This window comes from Pseudomonas sp. B14(2022) (assembly GCF_012030485.1).
Lineage (GTDB): Bacteria > Pseudomonadota > Gammaproteobacteria > Pseudomonadales > Pseudomonadaceae > Aquipseudomonas.
Genome location: NZ_JAAUVM010000013.1, coordinates 115,626 through 132,998, shown reverse-complemented (window position 1 = coordinate 132,998; position 17,373 = coordinate 115,626). Strand labels below are relative to the sequence as shown.

General features: G+C 60.5%; 18 protein-coding genes. 8 read left to right on the top strand and 10 right to left on the bottom strand.

The annotated features are described in order from the left end of the window. The first annotated feature begins 29 nt into the window (after nucleotides 1-29). On the top strand, nucleotides 30-602 hold the full coding sequence (locus HCF10_RS19575) for an elongation factor P (RefSeq protein ID WP_003172723.1): 573 nt from the start codon (nucleotides 30-32) through the stop codon (nucleotides 600-602). Between the two features lie 64 nt (nucleotides 603-666). Here the strand turns inward: HCF10_RS19575 and HCF10_RS19570 are convergent, their stop codons facing one another. From HCF10_RS19570 to HCF10_RS19555, 4 genes are all read right to left on the bottom strand, one after another. Continuing rightward, on the bottom strand, nucleotides 667-1,683 hold the full coding sequence (locus tag HCF10_RS19570) for an alpha/beta hydrolase (protein ID WP_167656206.1): 1,017 nt from the start codon (nucleotides 1,681-1,683) through the stop codon (nucleotides 667-669). Nucleotides 1,684-1,710: 27 nt separating this feature from the next. Continuing rightward, entirely contained in the window at nucleotides 1,711-2,130 is a 420-nt protein-coding gene (locus HCF10_RS19565) for an organic hydroperoxide resistance protein (RefSeq protein WP_034126737.1), read from the bottom strand. A gap of 237 nt (nucleotides 2,131-2,367) precedes the next feature. Further along, nucleotides 2,368-2,820 (bottom strand): MarR family winged helix-turn-helix transcriptional regulator, encoded by a 453-nt coding sequence (locus HCF10_RS19560; RefSeq protein ID WP_167656205.1) that lies wholly within the window; start codon nucleotides 2,818-2,820, stop codon nucleotides 2,368-2,370. Nucleotides 2,821-2,901: 81 nt separating this feature from the next. Further along, a complete protein-coding gene (locus tag HCF10_RS19555) occupies nucleotides 2,902-3,852 on the bottom strand; it encodes a LysR family transcriptional regulator (RefSeq protein WP_167656204.1) in 951 nt (316 codons plus the stop codon). A 108-nt stretch (nucleotides 3,853-3,960) separates the two neighbouring features. Between HCF10_RS19555 and HCF10_RS19550 the strand changes: the two genes are divergently transcribed. After that, the gene (locus HCF10_RS19550; protein WP_131699520.1) at nucleotides 3,961-4,710 is read left to right on the top strand and encodes a sulfite exporter TauE/SafE family protein; all 750 of its coding nucleotides are present in this window, start codon (nucleotides 3,961-3,963) and stop codon (nucleotides 4,708-4,710) included. Here the strand turns inward: HCF10_RS19550 and HCF10_RS19545 are convergent. Then, nucleotides 4,700-5,581, bottom strand: coding sequence for a LysR substrate-binding domain-containing protein (locus HCF10_RS19545; protein ID WP_131699519.1), 882 nt, complete (start codon nucleotides 5,579-5,581; stop codon nucleotides 4,700-4,702). The genes HCF10_RS19550 and HCF10_RS19545 overlap by 11 nt on opposite strands. A gap of 70 nt (nucleotides 5,582-5,651) precedes the next feature. Here HCF10_RS19545 and HCF10_RS19540 point away from each other — a divergent pair, with 70 nt between their 5' ends. Continuing rightward, entirely contained in the window at nucleotides 5,652-5,858 is a 207-nt protein-coding gene (locus tag HCF10_RS19540; RefSeq protein ID WP_237683153.1) for a DUF1127 domain-containing protein, read from the top strand. 45 nt (nucleotides 5,859-5,903) lie between these two features. Beyond that, nucleotides 5,904-7,124 (top strand): winged helix-turn-helix domain-containing protein, encoded by a 1,221-nt coding sequence (locus HCF10_RS19535; RefSeq protein WP_167656202.1) that lies wholly within the window; start codon nucleotides 5,904-5,906, stop codon nucleotides 7,122-7,124. A gap of 189 nt (nucleotides 7,125-7,313) precedes the next feature. Here the strand turns inward: HCF10_RS19535 and HCF10_RS19530 are convergent, their stop codons facing one another. Further along, nucleotides 7,314-8,660: a class II 3-deoxy-7-phosphoheptulonate synthase gene (locus HCF10_RS19530; protein WP_167656201.1), complete on the bottom strand. Its 1,347-nt coding sequence runs from the start codon at nucleotides 8,658-8,660 to the stop codon at nucleotides 7,314-7,316. A gap of 124 nt (nucleotides 8,661-8,784) precedes the next feature. On the opposite strand from HCF10_RS19530, the gene HCF10_RS19525 reads away from it, so the two are divergent. Next, nucleotides 8,785-9,540 carry a spermidine synthase gene (locus HCF10_RS19525; RefSeq protein WP_131699515.1) on the top strand — a complete coding sequence of 252 codons (756 nt, stop codon included), beginning with the start codon at nucleotides 8,785-8,787 and terminating at the stop codon, nucleotides 9,538-9,540. 116 nt (nucleotides 9,541-9,656) lie between these two features. On the opposite strand, the gene HCF10_RS19520 is transcribed toward HCF10_RS19525, so the two are convergent. Beyond that, on the bottom strand, nucleotides 9,657-10,448 hold the full coding sequence (locus HCF10_RS19520; protein ID WP_145338080.1) for a crotonase/enoyl-CoA hydratase family protein: 792 nt from the start codon (nucleotides 10,446-10,448) through the stop codon (nucleotides 9,657-9,659). Between the two features lie 411 nt (nucleotides 10,449-10,859). Here HCF10_RS19520 and HCF10_RS19515 point away from each other — a divergent pair, with 411 nt between their 5' ends. Next, the gene (locus HCF10_RS19515; protein ID WP_027606997.1) at nucleotides 10,860-12,533 is read left to right on the top strand and encodes a DEAD/DEAH box helicase; all 1,674 of its coding nucleotides are present in this window, start codon (nucleotides 10,860-10,862) and stop codon (nucleotides 12,531-12,533) included. Nucleotides 12,534-12,602: 69 nt separating this feature from the next. Here the strand turns inward: HCF10_RS19515 and HCF10_RS19510 are convergent, their stop codons facing one another. Then, the gene (locus HCF10_RS19510; RefSeq protein WP_131699513.1) at nucleotides 12,603-13,370 is read right to left on the bottom strand and encodes a DODA-type extradiol aromatic ring-opening family dioxygenase; all 768 of its coding nucleotides are present in this window, start codon (nucleotides 13,368-13,370) and stop codon (nucleotides 12,603-12,605) included. 105 nt (nucleotides 13,371-13,475) lie between these two features. Between HCF10_RS19510 and HCF10_RS19505 the strand changes: the two genes are divergently transcribed. Next, entirely contained in the window at nucleotides 13,476-14,132 is a 657-nt protein-coding gene (locus tag HCF10_RS19505; RefSeq protein ID WP_167656200.1) for a thiopurine S-methyltransferase, read from the top strand. Between the two features lie 53 nt (nucleotides 14,133-14,185). Here the strand turns inward: HCF10_RS19505 and htpX are convergent, their stop codons facing one another. Both htpX and HCF10_RS19495 read right to left on the bottom strand, forming a co-directional pair. Beyond that, nucleotides 14,186-15,073, bottom strand: a complete 888-nt coding sequence (gene htpX / locus HCF10_RS19500; protein WP_027607000.1) for a protease HtpX — start codon at nucleotides 15,071-15,073, stop codon at nucleotides 14,186-14,188. Nucleotides 15,074-15,375: 302 nt separating this feature from the next. Then, nucleotides 15,376-16,587 carry a pyridoxal phosphate-dependent aminotransferase gene (locus HCF10_RS19495; RefSeq protein WP_012723006.1) on the bottom strand — a complete coding sequence of 404 codons (1,212 nt, stop codon included), beginning with the start codon at nucleotides 16,585-16,587 and terminating at the stop codon, nucleotides 15,376-15,378. A 202-nt stretch (nucleotides 16,588-16,789) separates the two neighbouring features. On the opposite strand from HCF10_RS19495, the gene msrB reads away from it, so the two are divergent. After that, the gene (msrB, locus tag HCF10_RS19490) at nucleotides 16,790-17,182 is read left to right on the top strand and encodes a peptide-methionine (R)-S-oxide reductase MsrB (RefSeq protein WP_131699511.1); all 393 of its coding nucleotides are present in this window, start codon (nucleotides 16,790-16,792) and stop codon (nucleotides 17,180-17,182) included. Nucleotides 17,183-17,373 lie beyond the last annotated feature (191 nt).

Below are 17,373 nucleotides of genomic sequence, written 5' to 3'. Positions count from 1 at the left end.
AAATCCCATCCAAATTTCGGATATACGCAATGAAAACTGGTAAAGAACTGAAACCCGGTACAGTGATCCGTCTCGAAAACGACCCTTGGCTGGTTCAGAAAGCTGAGTTCACCAAGTCTGGTCGTAACAGCGCAATCATGAAGACCAAGCTGAAGAACCTGCTGACCGGTTACAAGACCGAGATCGTCTACAGCGCCGATGACAAACTGGATGACGTGATCCTCGACCGCAAAGAAGCGACCCTGTCCTTCATCAGCGGCGACACCTACACGTTCATGGACACCACCGACTACACCATGTACGAGCTGAACGCTGAAGATATCGAAGCTGTTCTGCCGTTCATCGAAGAAGGCATGGAAGACGTCTGCGAAGCTATTTTCTTCGAAGAGCGCCTGGTTTCCGTAGAGCTGCCGACCACTATCGTGCGTAAGGTTGCCTACACCGAAGGTTCCGCTCGCGGTGACACTTCGGGCAAAGTGATGAAGCCTGCCAAACTGAGCAACGGTACCGAACTGCAAGTAGCCGATTTCATCGAAATCGACGACCTGATCGAGATCGACACCCGCGAAGGTGGTTCGTACAAAGGTCGCGCCAAGAAGTAATTCTGGCCTCGCCGATACGAAAAAAGCCCGACCTTGCGTCGGGCTTTTTCGTGAGCGCTGCTTTTTACTTCAGGTGCTGCTTCAGCTCGTCCGATGCCTGCAGCAAGGCCGAACGCACGGCTGGTACCTGGCTGACCACATTGAGCAAACCGTAGTCGTGGATCATGCCGTTATAGCGCACGGCCGTCACGGGAACCCCGGCCTGGTCCAGCTTGCGCGCATAGGCTTCGCCTTCGTCACGCAATACATCGGCACCGGCAGTCTGAATCAGCGCGGGCGGCAAGCCCTTGAGCTGATCCGTGGTCGCCCGCAACGGCGAGGCGTAGATCTCGGCCCGCTGGTTGGCGTCGGTGGTGTAGTTGTCCCAGAACCACTTCATCATGTTCCTGGTGAGGAAGTGCCCTTCGGCGTACTGGTTGTAGGACGCCGTCTCGAAGTTGGCATCGGTCACCGGCCACAACAGCAACTGGAACTTGATCGCGGGTGTGCCCTTGTCCTTCGCCATCAGGCTGACGACGGCTGCCATATTGCCGCCGACACTATTGCCCGCGACCGCCAGGCGTTTGCCGTCGACGTTGATGTCCTTGCCATGCTCGGCGACCCACTTGGTTGCGCCGTAGGCCTGGTTGATCGCCACCGGGTAGTGCGCTTCCGGTGAAGGCGTGTAGTTGACGAAGACCGCCACGGCTCCCGAACCCACCACCAGATCGCGCACCAGGCGCTCGTGAGTCGGGTAATCCCCCAAGACCCAGCCGCCGCCGTGAAAGAACATGAACACCGGCAATGTGCCCTTGACCCCGGCTGGCCGCACGATGGTCAGGTCCAGCGGCTGGCCATCGACCTGAATGGTCTTCTGGCTCACGTCCGCCTTGGGCAAGGTCAACTTCACACCGGCCTGGGCACCCGTCAGTACGGCGCGGGCTTCCTTGGGCGTCAGTTGTTCCATCGGTTTGCCGGTGCCGGCGTTCAACACATCCAGGAAGGCCTGGGTGTTGTGTTCAACGTCGCCATTGGCGGCGAAAGCGTGAGTGACGGACAGGGCGAGCAGGCTGCCGGTCAGCACTTTGGCAAATGTGTTCATGTTCTTCTCCAGTGACATCGGCAGGGGTTAGACGGTTACGTGCAGGCGCACATCGACGTTGCCACGGGTGGCGTTGGAGTACGGGCAGACTTGGTGAGCGGCGTCGACCAGGCTTTGCGCGTCGTCCTGGGCCAGGCCTGGGAGGCTGACGTGCAGGTCGATATCCAGGCCGAAACCACCAGGGATCTGGCCGATGCCGACGTGGGCAGTGATCGAGGCATCATCCGGGATTTTGCGTTTGGTCTGGCTGGCGACGAATTTCAGGGCGCCGATAAAGCAGGCCGAGTAACCGGCGGCGAACAGTTGTTCCGGATTGGTGGCCTGGCCGCCGGCTCCGCCCAATTCTTTGGGGGTGGAGAGTTTGACGTCGAGGATGTTGTCGCTGGAAACAGCGCGACCATCACGGCCGCCGGTGGCGGTGGCTACTGCGGTATAGAGCGTTTGCATGGTGTCGTCCTCTTGGTTGTTAGCGCTAAAGTTTTGTGCGCTAAGTAGTTGGTGAGGCAAATGTATAGCGCTAATGTTTTGCGCGCAAGATAAATGTATAAATATTTTTTCAGTCGCTGCAAACCAATGTGAGAGGGGGCTTGCTCCCGATAGCGGTGTTTCAGTCAAAAGATTCGTCGACTGATAAACCGTCATCGTGAGCAAGCCCCCTCCCACATGTTGAGCGTTTTGCTGTGTTTAGATCGCGTTCTGCAGGTTGCCCCGCAACGCGAGCAAGTCAGCCTGCAGCTTGCGCAATTGGTCCAGCTCCAAACCGCTGGCGCCGAGAATGCACTGTGGAATACCCATGGCCTTTTCCTGCAAGGCACGCCCAGCGCAGGTCAGTTCCACCACCACCACGCGCTCATCTTCACGGCTGCGGGTGCGGCTGAGCAGGCCTTCGGCTTCCAGGCGCTTGAGCAGTGGCGTCAGGGAGCCCGGGTCGGTCAGCAGGCGGCTGCTGATTTCGCCGACGGTCAAACCATCTTCTTCCCAAAGCACCATCATGGCCAGGTACTGCGGGTAGGTCAGACCGAGGGCGTGCAGCAGCGGTTTGTAGACCTTGGTCATCAGCAGCGATGTGGAGTGCAGGGCGAAACACAGTTGATTGTCCAGCAACAGGGAATCGCACGCGGTGGGATTTTTGCTCATGGTGGTGCCTCAAAAAAAGCGTGTCTACGCTGGAATCTAGCGGGCAAATCTTTAATGCGCCAGATAATTCTGTCCCCGCGGTCAGACCAACCCGCTTTGCAGGGCCAGATCCCAAGGCGGCACGGGGCTGAATCGGGACTTGAGGTATTCCAGCAACAAGCGGCTGCGCGCATTGGGCTGCTGTTCCAGCCGCAGTGCGTAGATCCCGGTGGTCTCCGGGCTGGGCAGGCCGTCCTCGCAAAACAGCGGCAGCAATTCCCCGCGCACCAGGTATTCACTGGCCAGCCAGGTGGGAAGATGGGCGATGCCCAGCCCGGCGAGAGCGCCCGATAGCAGCGCTTCAGCGTTGTTGGCGCTCATGCGGATGCGCCGCGGGCGATGCGTTGCACGTCGCCCGTCCAACTCAAAGCGCCACGCGAACATCGGCGCCAGGCCGTCCCAATCCAGGCCGTCATGCTCGCTCAATTCGCGGGGGTGAGCCGGGGTGCCACGGTTTTTCAGGTAGGCCGGGCTGGCGCACGCGATGCGCACGATACTGGCCAGGGGCGTGGCGATCAGCCGTGTATCGACGATATGCCCGGCGCGCAGCACCAAGTCGACCTTGCCCAAGTGCGCGCCCTGCATATCGACAAAGCTGTCGATCAGATGCAGGTGCACATCCAATCCGGGGTAAACGTTCAAGAAGTCGGCAATCACCGGCGCCAGGTGCCGGCGACCGAACGCTGCCGGTGCATCCACGCGAATCAGCCCTTCCGGCGCATGACTCAGGGAAGCGGCCTCTGCCCGTGCCAGTTGCAACTCGCTGACAATCCGCCGTGCCCGTTCGGCGAAGGCCAGGCCCGCCGGGGTCGGCACCACCGCGTGGGTGCTGCGCTGGAACAAGCGGCTGCCCACAGAGCTTTCCAGGCTGTCGATGCGCCGCGCCACCGCCGAGGGTGTCAGCGGATGGCGACGTGCTGCGGCGGAAAAGCTGCCCGTTTCCAATACATCCAGAAACAGGCTCAGTTGATCGGTCAGCGTATTGGGATTCATCGGTACGCGCTTATGCGAGATTGGCATAGCCATTGTGCGTTGCTGTGCGTTTCCGCGCCAGAGTCGACTGCGTAGCATGCAGGTCTTGAGAATGGGGAGTAGCGAGCGGTGTTGGATTTAGCGGTGTACCTGGTATTGGGCGTGGCCCTCGGCACGGTGGGTGGCCTGTTTGGTATTGGCGGTGGGTTGATTGCGATCCCGGTACTCGGCGTATGGTTCGGCCTGGACCAACAACTTGCCCAAGGCACGGCGTTGGTCATGGTGGTGCCGAATGTGATGCTCGCCCTGTGGCGTTACCACCAGCGCAATCGCATCGAACTGCGGCACGCGCTGCCCTTGGGCATCATGGGGTTCAGCTTTGCCTGGCTTGGTTCGATCTGGGCCGTGGGGCTCGACGCAGGTGCCATGCGCATCGGCTTTATTGTGTTTCTGCTGACGCTTTCGGCTTACAACCTGCTGCGTATGTTCACGCGGAATGCGCCGCCGACGGCACACATGCGTTACTCCTGGCCTTGGCTTGGCGTGTTGGGCGCGGCGTCCGGTTCCATGGGCGGTTTGTTCGGGGTTGGCGGCGCGGTGGTGGCCACTCCCGTGCTCACCAGCCTGTTCGGCACCACCCAGGTCGTCGCCCAAGGGTTGTCCCTGGCCTTGGCGTTGCCCAGCACGGGCGTGACGCTGGTCACCTATGCCTGGCACCACGAGGTGGACTGGATGATCGGCGTGCCGCTCGCCGTCGGCGGCCTGCTCAGTATCAGCTGGGGCGTGAAGGTTGCCCATGCGTTGCCGGAGCGTGTCTTGCGCGGCCTGTTTTGCGGCTTCCTGGTGGTGTGTGCGGTGATGCTGACGTTTAAAGTCTGAAGCCTTCGACGATGTATTCGGCCAGGCATTCGGTGATGGGCGAGGTCATTTGCGGATTGCGCAGCAAGTGCAGATTCATAGAGGGCAGCGCTGGGAAACCCTCGTCGCTGCCGAGTACTCGCAAGTCTTCAGTCACCAGGCTTTCCATGCAGATCATGGCAGCCAGGCCGGCACTCACCACTGCCAGGATCGCCGCCACGTTGGTGCTGTGATACGCCAGGCGATAATCCCGCCCGGTTGCATCCAGTGCGGCCTGGGTCCACTGCGTGTACACGCAGTCGGCACCGGACACCGCCAGGGGCACGGCATCGTGCTCTTCCACACAAAAACATGGCGCGGCTGCCCATACCATGCGCTCTGTGCGCAAAAGCTCGCCGATTTCCTTGCCAGGCTCGCGGCTGATAACGGTCAGCGCCAGATCCCGTCGCTGCATCAGCACCGTTGACGACTCGCAATGCAGCTCGATCTGGATCAGCGGGTAGGCCTTGGAGAACCGCTTGAGGATCCCTGGAAGGAAACGCATCACGTAGTCGTCCGGCGTACCGATACGTACCAACCCCACCATATGCGGCTCGCGCAGGGTGTTGAACACCTCGCTGTGGAGCTTCAGGATGCGCCGCGCATAACCCAGCAACACCTGGCCCTCGGGCGTCAGCCGCACCTGCCTGCCATCGCGCTCGAACAGCTTGCGCTGCAACACGTCTTCTTCCAGACGCTTCATCTGCATGCTCACCGCCGATTGGGTGCGGTTAACCAGTTCACCGGCGCGGGTGAAACCGCCCTGGTCGGCGATGGCGACGAAGGTACGCAGCACTTCAGTGTCGATGCTCGGGTAGCCGGACAATTGATCAATCTCCGAGATGTGTTGCATAAGAAACATTCGTTGGATTGATCATATTGCACGGCACACACTTGCGTCATCCCCACTGGAGGGCGAGAAGATGAAAGGTCAGAAAGGTTTCGTGTTGATCACCAAACGGCCGTTTTCCAGGCTGCTGCAAGTGGTATTGCGTTGGCAGGTGTTGCGCCACGAACGGCAGGTGCTGGCGAGCATGAACGATGATGCGCTCAAGGACATCGGCCTCAGCCGTGCCGATGTGGAGCGTGAGAGCCATCGGCATTTCTGGGAAGATCCACTGCGAAAATGACCCCGGATGCAGTAGGGTAGGTCGCGAGCATTCAAGGAGATTCCCATGCCCGCCGACTTGTCCTTTTCCCTCAAGCAAGCTCGACGCATGGCGCTGGCGGCCCAGGGATTTTCAGGGCGCCAGGCGCCTGCGCTGATAAAAGCTGCGCACCTCAACCGCGTGATCGAGCGCTTGGGCGTGTTGCAGATTGACTCGGTCAATGCGCTGGTGCGCTCTCACTACTTGCCGCTGTTTTCCCGCCTGGGCAATTACTCCCCATTGATGCTTGAACAAGCGGCCTGGAGCCAGGGCCGACGACGCTCGTTGTTTGAGTATTGGGGGCACGAGGCCTCGCTGCTGCCAATGGCGTTGTACCCGTTGATGCGTTGGCGTATGGAGCGAGCGCAGCAGGGGCGCGGCATCTATTCGCAGATGGCGCGCTTCGGTCGTGAGCAACAGGCCACGATCCAGCGCGTTTTGCAGACCGTCGAACAGCAGGGCGCGCTCGGCGCGGGCAGTTTGTCGACCCGCGAAGAGCGGGCCGGACCCTGGTGGGACTGGAGCGATGAAAAGCATGCGCTTGAGTGGCTGTTCGCCGCCGGCCTGGTTACCGTTGCCGGCAGGCGTGGTTTCGAGCGGCTCTATGACTTGCCCGAGCGCGTCATCCCTGGCGACATCCTCCAGCAGGCGCCGTTGACCGAGGCCGAGGCCCAACGTGGCCTGTTGCTGCACAGCGCCACCGCCTTGGGTGTAGGTACCGAAAAAGACCTACGCGACTACTTCCGTCTTGACCCCGCCGACAGTCGCAGTCGCCTGGCGGAATTGGTCGAGGACGGGCACTTGCAGGTTTGCCAGGTGCAAGGCTGGAAGCAGGCAGCATACTGTCTGCCCGAGCCCAAAGTGCCGCGCAAGGTGTCGGCCAGCGCACTGCTGTCGCCCTTCGACTCGCTGGTCTGGGAGCGCAGCCGTACCGAGCGCCTGTTCGATTTCCGCTACCGGCTGGAGATCTACACCCCGCAAGACAAACGGGTGTACGGCTACTACGTGCTGCCGTTTTTGCACAACGAGCGGATCGCCGCACGTATCGACCTGCGGGCCGAACGCGCCAACGGACGCCTGGCCGTGCATGCGGTGCATGAGGAAGAGCCGGGGCTGGATGAGGAGGGGATGTTGGTGCTGGCGTTGAACCTGCGGCAAATGGCCGACTGGCTGGGGCTCGAACATATCCAGCTCAATTGCCAGCGGCCGAGTGCCGACCGCTTGCGGTTAGCTATGCTGCACTTGTAGGAGGAAGGTACTTTCGTGGCGAGCGGGCTTGCCCCGCGTTGGGCTGCGAAGCAGCCCCAGTGGATCACTGTATTGGTTCTGGCAGAATTGCGGCGTGGGTTTTGGGGTGGCTTCGCCACCCAACGCGGGGCAAGCCCGCTCGCCACACGGGGCTTTGTTGCCACAGGAAGCCCTATTTCAAAACGTCTGCTAGCGTTTGACCTGCTTCAATGTCTCGGCAATCAGGAACGCCAACTCCAGCGACTGATCGGCGTTCATCCGTGGGTCGCAGTGGGTGTGGTAGCGGTCCGACAAGCCATCTTCGGTGATCGGCCGCGCGCCGCCGATGCACTCGGTGACGTTCTGCCCGGTCATCTCGATATGAATCCCGCCGGCATACGTGCCCTCGGCCTGGTGGACCTGGAAGAACTCCTTGACCTCGCCGAGGATCTGCGCGAAGTCGCGGGTCTTGTAGCCGCTGCTGGCCTTGATGGTGTTGCCGTGCATCGGATCGGAGCTCCACAGCACCTGCTTGCCTTCGCGCTGCACGGCGCGAATCAGGTTGGGCAGGTGGTCGCCGACCTTGCCTGCACCCATGCGCGCGATCAGGTTGAGGCGGCCGGGGTCGTTGTCGGGGTTGAGGATGTCGATCAGACGGATCAGGTCATCGGGGTTCATGCTCGGGCCGACTTTGACGCCGATCGGGTTATTCACCCCGCGCAGGAATTCGACATGAGCGCCATCCAACTGACGGGTGCGGTCGCCGATCCACAGCATGTGGGCCGAGCAGTCGTAGTAGTCGTTGGTCAGGCTGTCGCGGCGCACGAAGGCTTGTTCGTAGTTGAGCAGCAGCGCTTCATGGGCGGTGAAGAAGCTGGTTTCGCGTAACTGCGGCGAGCTGTCCATGCCGCAGGCGCGCATGAAAGCCAGCGTTTCGTCGATGCGGTCGGCCAACTGGCTGTATTTTTCGGCCAGGGCGGAGTTGGCGATAAAGTCCAGGTTCCACTTGTGCACCTGGTGCAGGTCGGCAAAACCGCCCTGGGCGAAGGCGCGCAGCAGGTTGAGGGTGGCGGTGGACTGGTGGTAGGACTGCAGCAGGCGGTCCGGGTCCGGCACGCGGCTTTTTTCGTCGAAGCCGATGCCGTTGACGATATCGCCACGGTAGGCGGGCAGGGTGATGCCTTCAATGGTCTCATCGTTGGCCGAGCGCGGCTTGGCGAACTGGCCGGCCATGCGCCCGACTTTCACCACCGGGCAGCCGGCGGCGAAGGTCATCACGATTGCCATCTGCAACAGCACCTTGAAGGTGTCGCGGATTTTTGCGGCGGAGAACTCGGCAAAGCTCTCGGCGCAGTCGCCACCTTGCAGCAGGAACGCGCGACCTTGGGTCACCTCGGCAAACTGACGGCGCAACTCGCGGGCTTCCCCGGCAAACACCAGCGGCGGATAGCTGGCCAGGCTCTGCTCCACTTGCAACAAGTGCGCAGCGTCCGGGTACTGGGGTTGTTGCTGGATTGGCAGGGCGCGCCAGCTGTCGGGGCTCCAGGGTTGGCTCATCATGAACTCGATTGGGTGGTTGACGGTCGGGCGTCAATGTTATCAGCAATTAGTGCGTGACCTGTTGCCGCCGGTTGGCCGACAATCGCGCCTTTGCCGTGCGGTAAACCCTTTAGGAGTTGTGATGACCGAGGAGCGTGTCGAGCGCCTGCTGGCCGAAGTCCATGATGATTTCGGCATGATCCGTGTGCTTGAGGTTGCCGATTACCGGTTTCTCGAGTTTGGCGATGCCATCGAGCAAAGCTGCGTGTTCACCGCTGACCCGAGCTGGCTGGAGTACGACTACACCCGCGCGATGCTGATCGGCGCGTTGTGCCATGAGCAGCCGGAGAGCGCGCTGTTCCTCGGCCTGGGGGCCGGGACGTTGACCCAGGCCTGCCTCAAGTTCCTGCCTCTGGAAGACGTCGAAGCTATCGAGCTGCGCCCCGATGTGCCGCGCCTGGCCATCGAATACCTGGGGCTGGATGATGATCCGCGCTTGTATATCCGCATCGGCGACGCCCTGGAGCTGTTGGAGACCGCTGAATCGGCCGACCTGATTTTCGTCGACCTCTACACCGATGTCGGCCCGGGCGTCGGACACCTGGCCTGGACGTTCCTGGAAAACTGCCAGAAGAAACTCAACCCCGGCGGTTGGCTGGTGATCAACCAGTGGGCGACCGATGATGGCAAACCCTTGGGCGCGGCGTTGCTGCGTGGTTTGTACCACCGGCATTACTGGGAACTACCGGTGAAGGAGGGCAATGTGATCCTGTTGGTGCCTTCGGAGCTGGACCAGGCGCTGGATCTTGATGCGCTCTGGGCCCGCGCCGAAGCCCTGGCACCGCGATTGGGGTATTCGTTGCAGGCGTTGATCAAGGCGATTCGGCCGGCTACGTAGTCGCCTGTGCCGACGCCATCGGGGGCAACTCGAATCGTCGCACCACACCTCCCACACTTGGAACTCATTTCAAATGTGGGAGGGGGCTTGCCCGCGATAGCGTCGGTACAGGCGACTCAAATGCCCTTGAACACCCCCGGCCGCTTCTCGACCATCGCGCGCACGCCTTCCTTGGCATCCTCGCTGTTCAGCAATTGATCCACCATCGGCGGCAGCGCAGCGGCCGCAACGGTTTCGCCTTCCATCCGTGCCAGGCGGGCCGACATCAAGGTGGCCTGGACGCCAAGCGGTGCCTGGCGCGCGATGCGACTGGCCAGCTCGATGGCGCGGGGCAGAAGGTCTTCACTGGCCATGACTTCCTGCACCAAACCCAGGCGCAGGGCTTCATGGGCGTCGAACTCATCGCCAGTGAGCAGCCAGCGCATGGCGTTGCCCCAGCCGGCGATCTGATGAAAACGCAATGTCGCGCCTCCAAACGGAAAAATCCCACGTTGCACTTCCATCTGTGCAAAGCGGGTATTGCTCGCGCACAGATTGATATCTGCAGCGAGCATCAACTCGATACCGATGGTCAGGCAGTAGCCCTGGGCGGCGACGATCACCGGTTTGCTGATCCTGGGGCCTGCGAAAACGCCCCAAGGGTCACAGCCTCCCAGCGGCGGTTGCCAGCCGCCTGCCATTACCCCGCTGACATTGGCCAGGTCCAGGCCGGCGGTGAAGTGGTCGCCATGGGCAAATACAACGGCCACCCGTGCGTCATCATTTCGATCAAATTCGCCATAAGCCAGGCTGAGCTCATTGAGCAAGTCCAGGTCAAAGGCGTTGCGCTTGGCGACCCGATCCAGGCCCAACAACAGGACATGACCCTGCAGTTCACGGCTGACGCGACTACTGCTGGCTTGATTCATCGGACGTGTCCTCGGACGGGGGAAAAGTTTCAGACCAATGGAAGGTGAACCGTTTAAGCGTCATGACCAGCAGGGCCGGGCCTTTGAAAAATAGACCCTGCCGCGCTTATCTGCAAAGACTGTGATGCCGTGCGGTTTATCGGCGCCTGGCGATAAAAAAAGCTCCCTTTTTCAGGTATTTCCGGTATAGTGCGCGCCGGCCTTTAACCGGGCCGCGTTTAGGTAGTGCAATTCCCCGAAGTCAGCTTCGGCTGCGCGTCCGCACAGCGGACTCTCCCTTGACGAATCTTTTTCATTCATTCGTTTTCGCAAATCCCCGCCGACAAAGCAGCCAGGGCGACTCTTGAGTCTCAACACGGCATGCGCAGCTTTGGAGCATGGGTCTTTGCGGATGCACTTAGAGGCAGACCCATGACCCAGGAAACCGGCGGCTTCGCCGCTTTTAATCTTAACCCGAACATTCTCGCTGCCGTCATCGCGACCGGCTACGAAGAACCTTCGGCGATTCAGCAGCAATCGATCCCGATCATCATGGCCGGCCAGGACATGATTGGCCAGGCGCAAACCGGTACCGGTAAAACCGCCGCGTTCGCCCTGCCTATCCTGCACTGCATCGATCCTGCCAAGCGCGAACCGCAAGCCCTGATCCTGGCGCCAACTCGTGAGTTGGCGCTGCAAGTAGCAACCGCTTTTGAAACCTACGCCAAGCAAATGCCAGGCGTTACCGTTGTTGCCGTTTACGGCGGCGCGCCGATGGGCCCGCAACTGAAAGCCATCCGTAATGGCGCTCAGATCGTTGTCGCCACCCCGGGCCGTCTGTGCGACCACCTGCGTCGTGACGAGAAAGTCCTGTCGACCGTGAACCACCTGGTTCTGGACGAAGCCGACGAAATGTTGAAGCTGGGCTTCATGGATGACCTGGAAGTCATCTTCAAGGCGCTGCCACCGACCCGTCAGACCGTGCTGTTCTCGGCCACCCTGCCACAGTCGATCCGTGCCATTGCCGAACGCCACCTGCGCGATCCGCAACACGTGAAGATCCAGACCAAGACTCAGACCGTTACCGCGATCGAACAGGCTCACCTGTTGGTTCACGCTGACCAGAAGACCTCGGCTGTATTGAGCCTGCTGGAAGTCGAAGACTTCGACGCCCTGATCATGTTCGTGCGTACCAAGCAAGCGACCCTGGACCTGGCCAGTGCCCTGGAAGCCAAAGGCTACAAAGCCGCTGCGCTGAACGGTGACATCGCCCAGAACCAACGTGAGCGCGTGATCGACTCCCTCAAGGATGGCCGTCTGGACATCGTTGTTGCGACCGACGTAGCCGCTCGTGGTCTCGACGTTCCGCGTATCACCCACGTGTTCAACGTTGACATGCCTTACGATCCAGAGTCCTACGTTCACCGTATCGGCCGTACCGGCCGTGCCGGTCGCGAAGGTCGTGCACTGCTGCTGGTGACTCCACGTGAGCGCCGCATGCTGCAAGTGATCGAGCGTGTAACCGGTCAGAAAGTGGCTGAAGTCCGCCTGCCGGATGCCCAGGCCGTTCTCGATGCCCGCATCAAGAAACTGACCAACAGCCTGTCGCCACTGGTGGCTGACGCTGAATCGACCCACGGCGACCTGCTGGACCGCCTGACCGCCGATATCGGTTGCACTCCACGCGCCCTGGCTGCAGCCCTGCTGCGCAAGGCTACCAACGGTCAGGCCCTGACCCTGGCAGCCATCGAGAAAGAGCGCCCGCTGGTGCCGAACAACGCGCCGCGCGGTGATCGTCCAGAACGTACCGGCGACCGTCCGGACCGTGGCGATCGTGAGCGTCGTGCTCCGGTTCCATTGGCTGAAGGCCGTGCTCGTTGCCGTACCGCGCTGGGCGCGCGTGATGGTATCGCTGCCAAGAACCTGCTGGGCGCTATCCTCAACGAGGGTGGCCTGGCACGTGAAGCCATCGGTCGCATCCAGGTCCGTGACAGCTTCTCCCTGGTGGAGTTGCCGGAAGACGGTCTGGAAAAACTGCTGACCAAGCTGAAAGACACTCGTGTTGCCGGCAAGCAATTGAAGCTGCGTCGTTACCGCGAAGATTGATCCGCCCCTGGGCTGATTGATCGCACATAAAAAATCCCCGACTGGTTCGGGGGTTTTTTTTGTCCGGTGTTAACCGAAGCGGTAGATGTCCATGCCCAGCGCGCCCATGGTGAACCCTTGATGCGCCACGCTGAAGTCACCCCCAGCGCCGCGCGCAAAGTACAACGGCAACAAATGTTCATCGCTGGGATGGCTGCGCACGGCGTGTGGCGCCTGGCGACGGTAATCATGCAACGCCGCTTCGTCGTTGGCAGCGAGTGTGTCCACTACCCAGTCGCGGAAATCGCGTGCCCAGGGTTCGATACTCTCAGGTCCGGCCTGCCAGTTCAGCTCGCCCAGGTTGTGGGTGATGCTGCCGGAGCCGATCAACAGCACGCCCTGTTCGCGCAAGCTGGCCAAGGCATGTCCGACGCGGGTTTGCAGGGCAGGGCCCATGCGACTGGGCAAGGAGACTTGCACCACTGGAATGTCCGCTGCCGGGTACATCAGCGAGAGCGGCACCCAGGTGCCATGGTCAAACGGGCGGCGCTCATCGATTCGCGCATTCAAGCCGTCGGCATGAAGCAGGTCGACGATTTGGTTGGCCAATTGCGGGTCGCCCGGCGCCGGGTACTGCACGGCGAACAGCTCGCGGGGGAAACCGCCGAAGTCGTGCCAGGTCTCGGGCGCAGCGCTGCCGCTGACCAGCAGTTCCTGGCTTTCCCAATGCGCCGACACCACCACAATTGCCTTCGGCCGTGGCAGTTCAGCGGCCAGGCGCTGCAGGGCAGGGCCGCTGGCGCCGGGTTGCAGGGCAAGCATGGGTGATCCGTGGGAGATAAACAGGCTGGGTAACATAAGGAAGGTCCTGAGGTTTAACATGGGCCCATCTTCAATCAGATCATTGATCTAAATCTAATATAAGTTTTAGCGCTTTTTGATCGAATTCTCGGAGGTGATTTCATGGAGCCCAAATTTTGGCAGGAGCGCTGGGCGCGTAATCAGATCGGCTTTCACTTGCCCGAAGTTAACCCTTACCTGCTGCGTTATTGGCCTTCGCTGACCCTTGCTCAGGGCGCCAAGGTGCTGGTGCCGCTGTGCGGCAAAAGCCTGGACCTGATGTGGCTGGCCAGCAACGGCTATCACGTACTCGGCGTTGAACTGTCGGAGCAGGCGGTTGATGCGTTTTTCCGCGAGCAGAATCTGACGCCGCGAATCACTTGGCACGGCGTATTCAAGGTGTACCAGGCCGATTTGATCGAGATATGGTGCGGCGATTTCTTTGCCTTGGATGCTGGGGCACTGGCTGATTGCACGGCGCTTTACGACCGTGCCGCACTGATTGCCTTGCCGCCGCTGATGCGTGCGCAGTACGCCGAGCAGTTGAACAGCCTGTTGCGGCCGGGCTGCCAGGGGCTGCTGATCACCCTGGACTATGACCAGACGCAAAAAGCCGGCCCACCCTTTGCGGTGACGGACGATGAGGTGAAGGTAAGGCTGGGTTTGCAGTGGTGCCTGGAGGTGCTCGAAGCTCAGGATATTCTGGATGAGAGCTGGAAGTTCGTGCAGGACGGTGTCACGCGCCTCGAAGAGCGCGCTTATCGGCTCACCAAGGTGTAAAACCCGCGCACAAAAAAGGGGCGATCCAATCGCCCCTTTTGCATTACCGGGTATCAGCCCCGGCGACGCAGCGCGTCGATACGCTCTTCCAGCGGCGGGTGGCTCATGAACATGCGAGCCAGGCCCTGCTTGACGCCGCCGTTGATGCCAAAGGCGGTCAGGCTGTCGGGCATATGCACCGGCAGGCCCTGTTCGGAGCGCAAGCGCTGCAGCGCACTGATCATTGCACTGGTGCCAGCCAGACGTGCGCCGGCTTCGTCTGCGCGGAACTCTCGTTTGCGCGAGAACCACATCACAATCGCGCTGGCCAGGAAGCCCAGTACCACTTCGGCAAAGATGGTCGCTACAAAGTAGGCGATACCGCGGCCGCCTTCGTTCTTGAAGATCACCTTGTCGACAAAATTGCCGATGATCCGCGCGAAGAACATCACGAAGGTGTTCACCACGCCTTGCACCAGCGCGAGGGTAATCATGTCGCCGTTGGCCACGTGGCCAATCTCGTGGGCGAGTACCGCCTTCACTTCATCGGGTGAAAAACGTTCGAGCAGCCCTTGGCTGACCGCCACGAGGGCGTCGTTCTTGTTCCAGCCCGTTGCAAAGGCATTGGCCTCGTAAGCAGGGAAAATCCCGACTTCGGGCATTTTAATACCTGCTTCTTGAGACAACTGCTCCACGGTTTGCATCAGCCATTGTTCATGGCGCGTGCGTGGTTGAGTGATGATCTGGGTGCTGGTGCTCATCTTCGCCATCCACTTGGAGATGAACAGCGAGAACAGCGAGCCTGCAAAACCAAAGACCGCACAGAAAATCAGCAGCTGATTGAGGTTCAGATCAACCCCGTTGGCCGCCATGAACCCGTTGAAGCCGAAGAGGCTCAGGGTGATGCTGGCAATCAGCACGACCGCCAGGTTGGTGGCCAAGAACAGCAGGATGCGCATCATGGTTGTAGAGTTCTCCTCATGCTTAATATGTCGCGTACTGCGGGGTATATAAGGTGCGGCTTAGGGTGATTCAACCGAGCGACTATTTCAAACTGTGTCCTACAGCTTGAATGTACAGTCTTGAAGGGATTTTCCGATGAGGAATGCCACCCGTGAAATGCCACTTTTTGCCTTGGGGCCCCGTAACTACAGGGTTTTGTGGATGTGGAGACACAAGTGCAGCGCGGGGAGAACAGATAGCCAGAGAAGTGTTGCCAGATAATCGCCGTACGACCGAATGTCGGTCGTACGGCGCCGCACCGCTACTGGCGATAGGACTTGAGGAAGTTGCCAATTCGGCCAATCGCCATGTCCAGGTCATCCACGCGCGGCAAGGTCACCACACGGAAGTGATCCGGCCACGGCCAGTTGAACGCCGTGCCCTGGACCACCAGCAGCTTTTCCGACAGCAGCAGGTCGAGCACGAACTTCTCGTCGTTGAGGATCGGGCAGACCTTCGGGTCGATCCTTGGGAAGGCGTACAGCGCGCCCATGGGCTTCACGCAGCTCACGCCCGGGATCGCATTGAGCAGCTCCCACGTACGGTTGCGCTGTTCCAGCAGGCGGCCCTGGGGCAGGATCAGGTCATTGATGCTCTGGTAGCCGCCGAGGGCGGTCTGGATCGCATGTTGGCTCGGCACGTTGGCGCACAGGCGCATGTTGGCCAGCATGTCGATGCCTTCGATGTAGCTCTGGGCGTTGTGCTTGGGCCCGGAAATGGCGATCCAGCCGGAGCGGAAGCCCGCCACGCGGTAGGACTTGGACAGGCCGTTAAAGGTCAGGCACAGCAGGTCCGGCGCCAGGGAGCCGGTGCAGATATGCACCGCATCGTCATAGAGGATCTTGTCGTAGATCTCGTCGGAGAACACCACCAGGTTGTGCTGGCGTGCCAGCTCGAGCATGCCCAGCAGCACTTCCTTGGAATACACGGCGCCGGTGGGGTTGTTCGGGTTGATGATCACCAGGGCCTTGGTGTTCGGCGTGATCTTGGCCTTGATGTCGGCCAGGTCCGGGAACCAGTCGGCGCCCTCGTCGCACAGGTAGTGCACCGGGTGGCCGCCGGCCAGGGTCACGGCGGCGGTCCACAGTGGGTAGTCCGGTGCCGGCACCAGCACTTCGTCACCGTTGTTGAGCAGGGCCTGCATGGACATCACGATCAGCTCGGATACGCCATTACCCAGGTAGATGTCTTCGATGCCGACGCCTTCGACCTGCTTCTGCTGGTAGTACTGCATCACGGCCTTGCGCGCGCTGAACAGGCCTTTGGAATCGCTGTAGCCCTGGGCGGTGGGCAGGTTGCGGATCACATCCTGGAGGATTTCATCCGGCGCTTCGAAACCAAAGGGCGCCGGGTTGCCAATGTTCAGCTTGAGGATGCGATGGCCTTCCTCTTCCAGGCGCTTGGCGTGCTTGAGCACTGGGCCGCGAATGTCGTAGCAGACGTTGGCGAGCTTGTTCGATTTGCTGACCTGCATGGCGATGTGATCCTGAAAATGAACGATCCAGACGGTATGGGCACTACCGTACTGTGAATGCTGCAAGGTCCGCACCCATAAATACGTTTGAATGCCGGTAGCGCGGGTGCCAGACTGGCGTTTTGAAGAGGCGCAATCATACGTGCCGCCTGATCCGTGGAAAAGATACAGATCAGGCTTTTTCAGTTGCCGAGGTGTACCGATGGAAAAGTTGCAGAAAACCGTTGAAGAATGGAAGGCAATGCTCGATCCAGAGCAGTACAACGTGTGCCGCCTCAAGGGCACCGAGCGTCCTTTCAGCGGTAAGTACAATGAGACCAAGACTGAGGGTGTGTATCACTGCATCTGTTGCAATGAGCCGCTGTTCGATTCGACCACCAAGTTTGATTCGGGCTGCGGCTGGCCCAGCTTCTACGCGCCGATCGCCGACAGCGCGATGATCGAGATCCGTGACGTCAGCCACGGCATGATCCGCACCGAAGTGACCTGCGCCAAATGCGATGCGCACCTCGGGCATGTGTTCCCGGACGGTCCGCCGCCGACGGGGCTGCGTTATTGCATCAACTCGGTGTGCCTGGACCTTGTACCCCGTTAACTCGACTGACGGCGGGCCTCTGTAGGAGCGAGCCTGCTCGCGAAAGTCGTCAACGATTACGCGGGCATTCTGGTTCCGCGCGGTGTCCTTGAGTTTTTCGCGAGCAAGCCCGCTCCTACAGAGTGTTGATGGGATGCCATCAGTCTGGTCAATTAAATTGCACGCAATTGAATTGCCTACTATGTTTCACC

Bases quoted from the DNA above. Each gene is read 5' to 3' on its own strand.
- HCF10_RS19505 (WP_167656200.1), top strand. From the start codon at position 13,476: ATGGAGCCCAAATTTTGGCAGGAGCGCTGGGCGCGTAATCAGATCGGC.
- HCF10_RS19560 (WP_167656205.1), bottom strand. From the start codon at position 2,820: ATGAGCAAAAATCCCACCGCGTGCGATTCCCTGTTGCTGGACAATCAA.
- HCF10_RS19575 (WP_003172723.1), top strand. From the start codon at position 30: ATGAAAACTGGTAAAGAACTGAAACCCGGTACAGTGATCCGTCTCGAA.
- msrB (WP_131699511.1), top strand. From the start codon at position 16,790: ATGGAAAAGTTGCAGAAAACCGTTGAAGAATGGAAGGCAATGCTCGAT.
- HCF10_RS19565 (WP_034126737.1), bottom strand. From the start codon at position 2,130: ATGCAAACGCTCTATACCGCAGTAGCCACCGCCACCGGCGGCCGTGAT.
- HCF10_RS19555 (WP_167656204.1), bottom strand. From the start codon at position 3,852: ATGAATCCCAATACGCTGACCGATCAACTGAGCCTGTTTCTGGATGTA.
- HCF10_RS19530 (WP_167656201.1), bottom strand. From the start codon at position 8,660: ATGAGCCAACCCTGGAGCCCCGACAGCTGGCGCGCCCTGCCAATCCAG.
- htpX (WP_027607000.1), bottom strand. From the start codon at position 15,073: ATGATGCGCATCCTGCTGTTCTTGGCCACCAACCTGGCGGTCGTGCTG.
- HCF10_RS19540 (WP_237683153.1), top strand. From the start codon at position 5,652: ATGAAAGGTCAGAAAGGTTTCGTGTTGATCACCAAACGGCCGTTTTCC.
- HCF10_RS19545 (WP_131699519.1), bottom strand. From the start codon at position 5,581: ATGCAACACATCTCGGAGATTGATCAATTGTCCGGCTACCCGAGCATC.
- HCF10_RS19570 (WP_167656206.1), bottom strand. From the start codon at position 1,683: ATGAACACATTTGCCAAAGTGCTGACCGGCAGCCTGCTCGCCCTGTCC.
- HCF10_RS19510 (WP_131699513.1), bottom strand. From the start codon at position 13,370: ATGTTACCCAGCCTGTTTATCTCCCACGGATCACCCATGCTTGCCCTG.
- HCF10_RS19535 (WP_167656202.1), top strand. From the start codon at position 5,904: ATGCCCGCCGACTTGTCCTTTTCCCTCAAGCAAGCTCGACGCATGGCG.
- HCF10_RS19515 (WP_027606997.1), top strand. From the start codon at position 10,860: ATGACCCAGGAAACCGGCGGCTTCGCCGCTTTTAATCTTAACCCGAAC.
- HCF10_RS19495 (WP_012723006.1), bottom strand. From the start codon at position 16,587: ATGCAGGTCAGCAAATCGAACAAGCTCGCCAACGTCTGCTACGACATT.
- HCF10_RS19520 (WP_145338080.1), bottom strand. From the start codon at position 10,448: ATGAATCAAGCCAGCAGTAGTCGCGTCAGCCGTGAACTGCAGGGTCAT.
- HCF10_RS19525 (WP_131699515.1), top strand. From the start codon at position 8,785: ATGACCGAGGAGCGTGTCGAGCGCCTGCTGGCCGAAGTCCATGATGAT.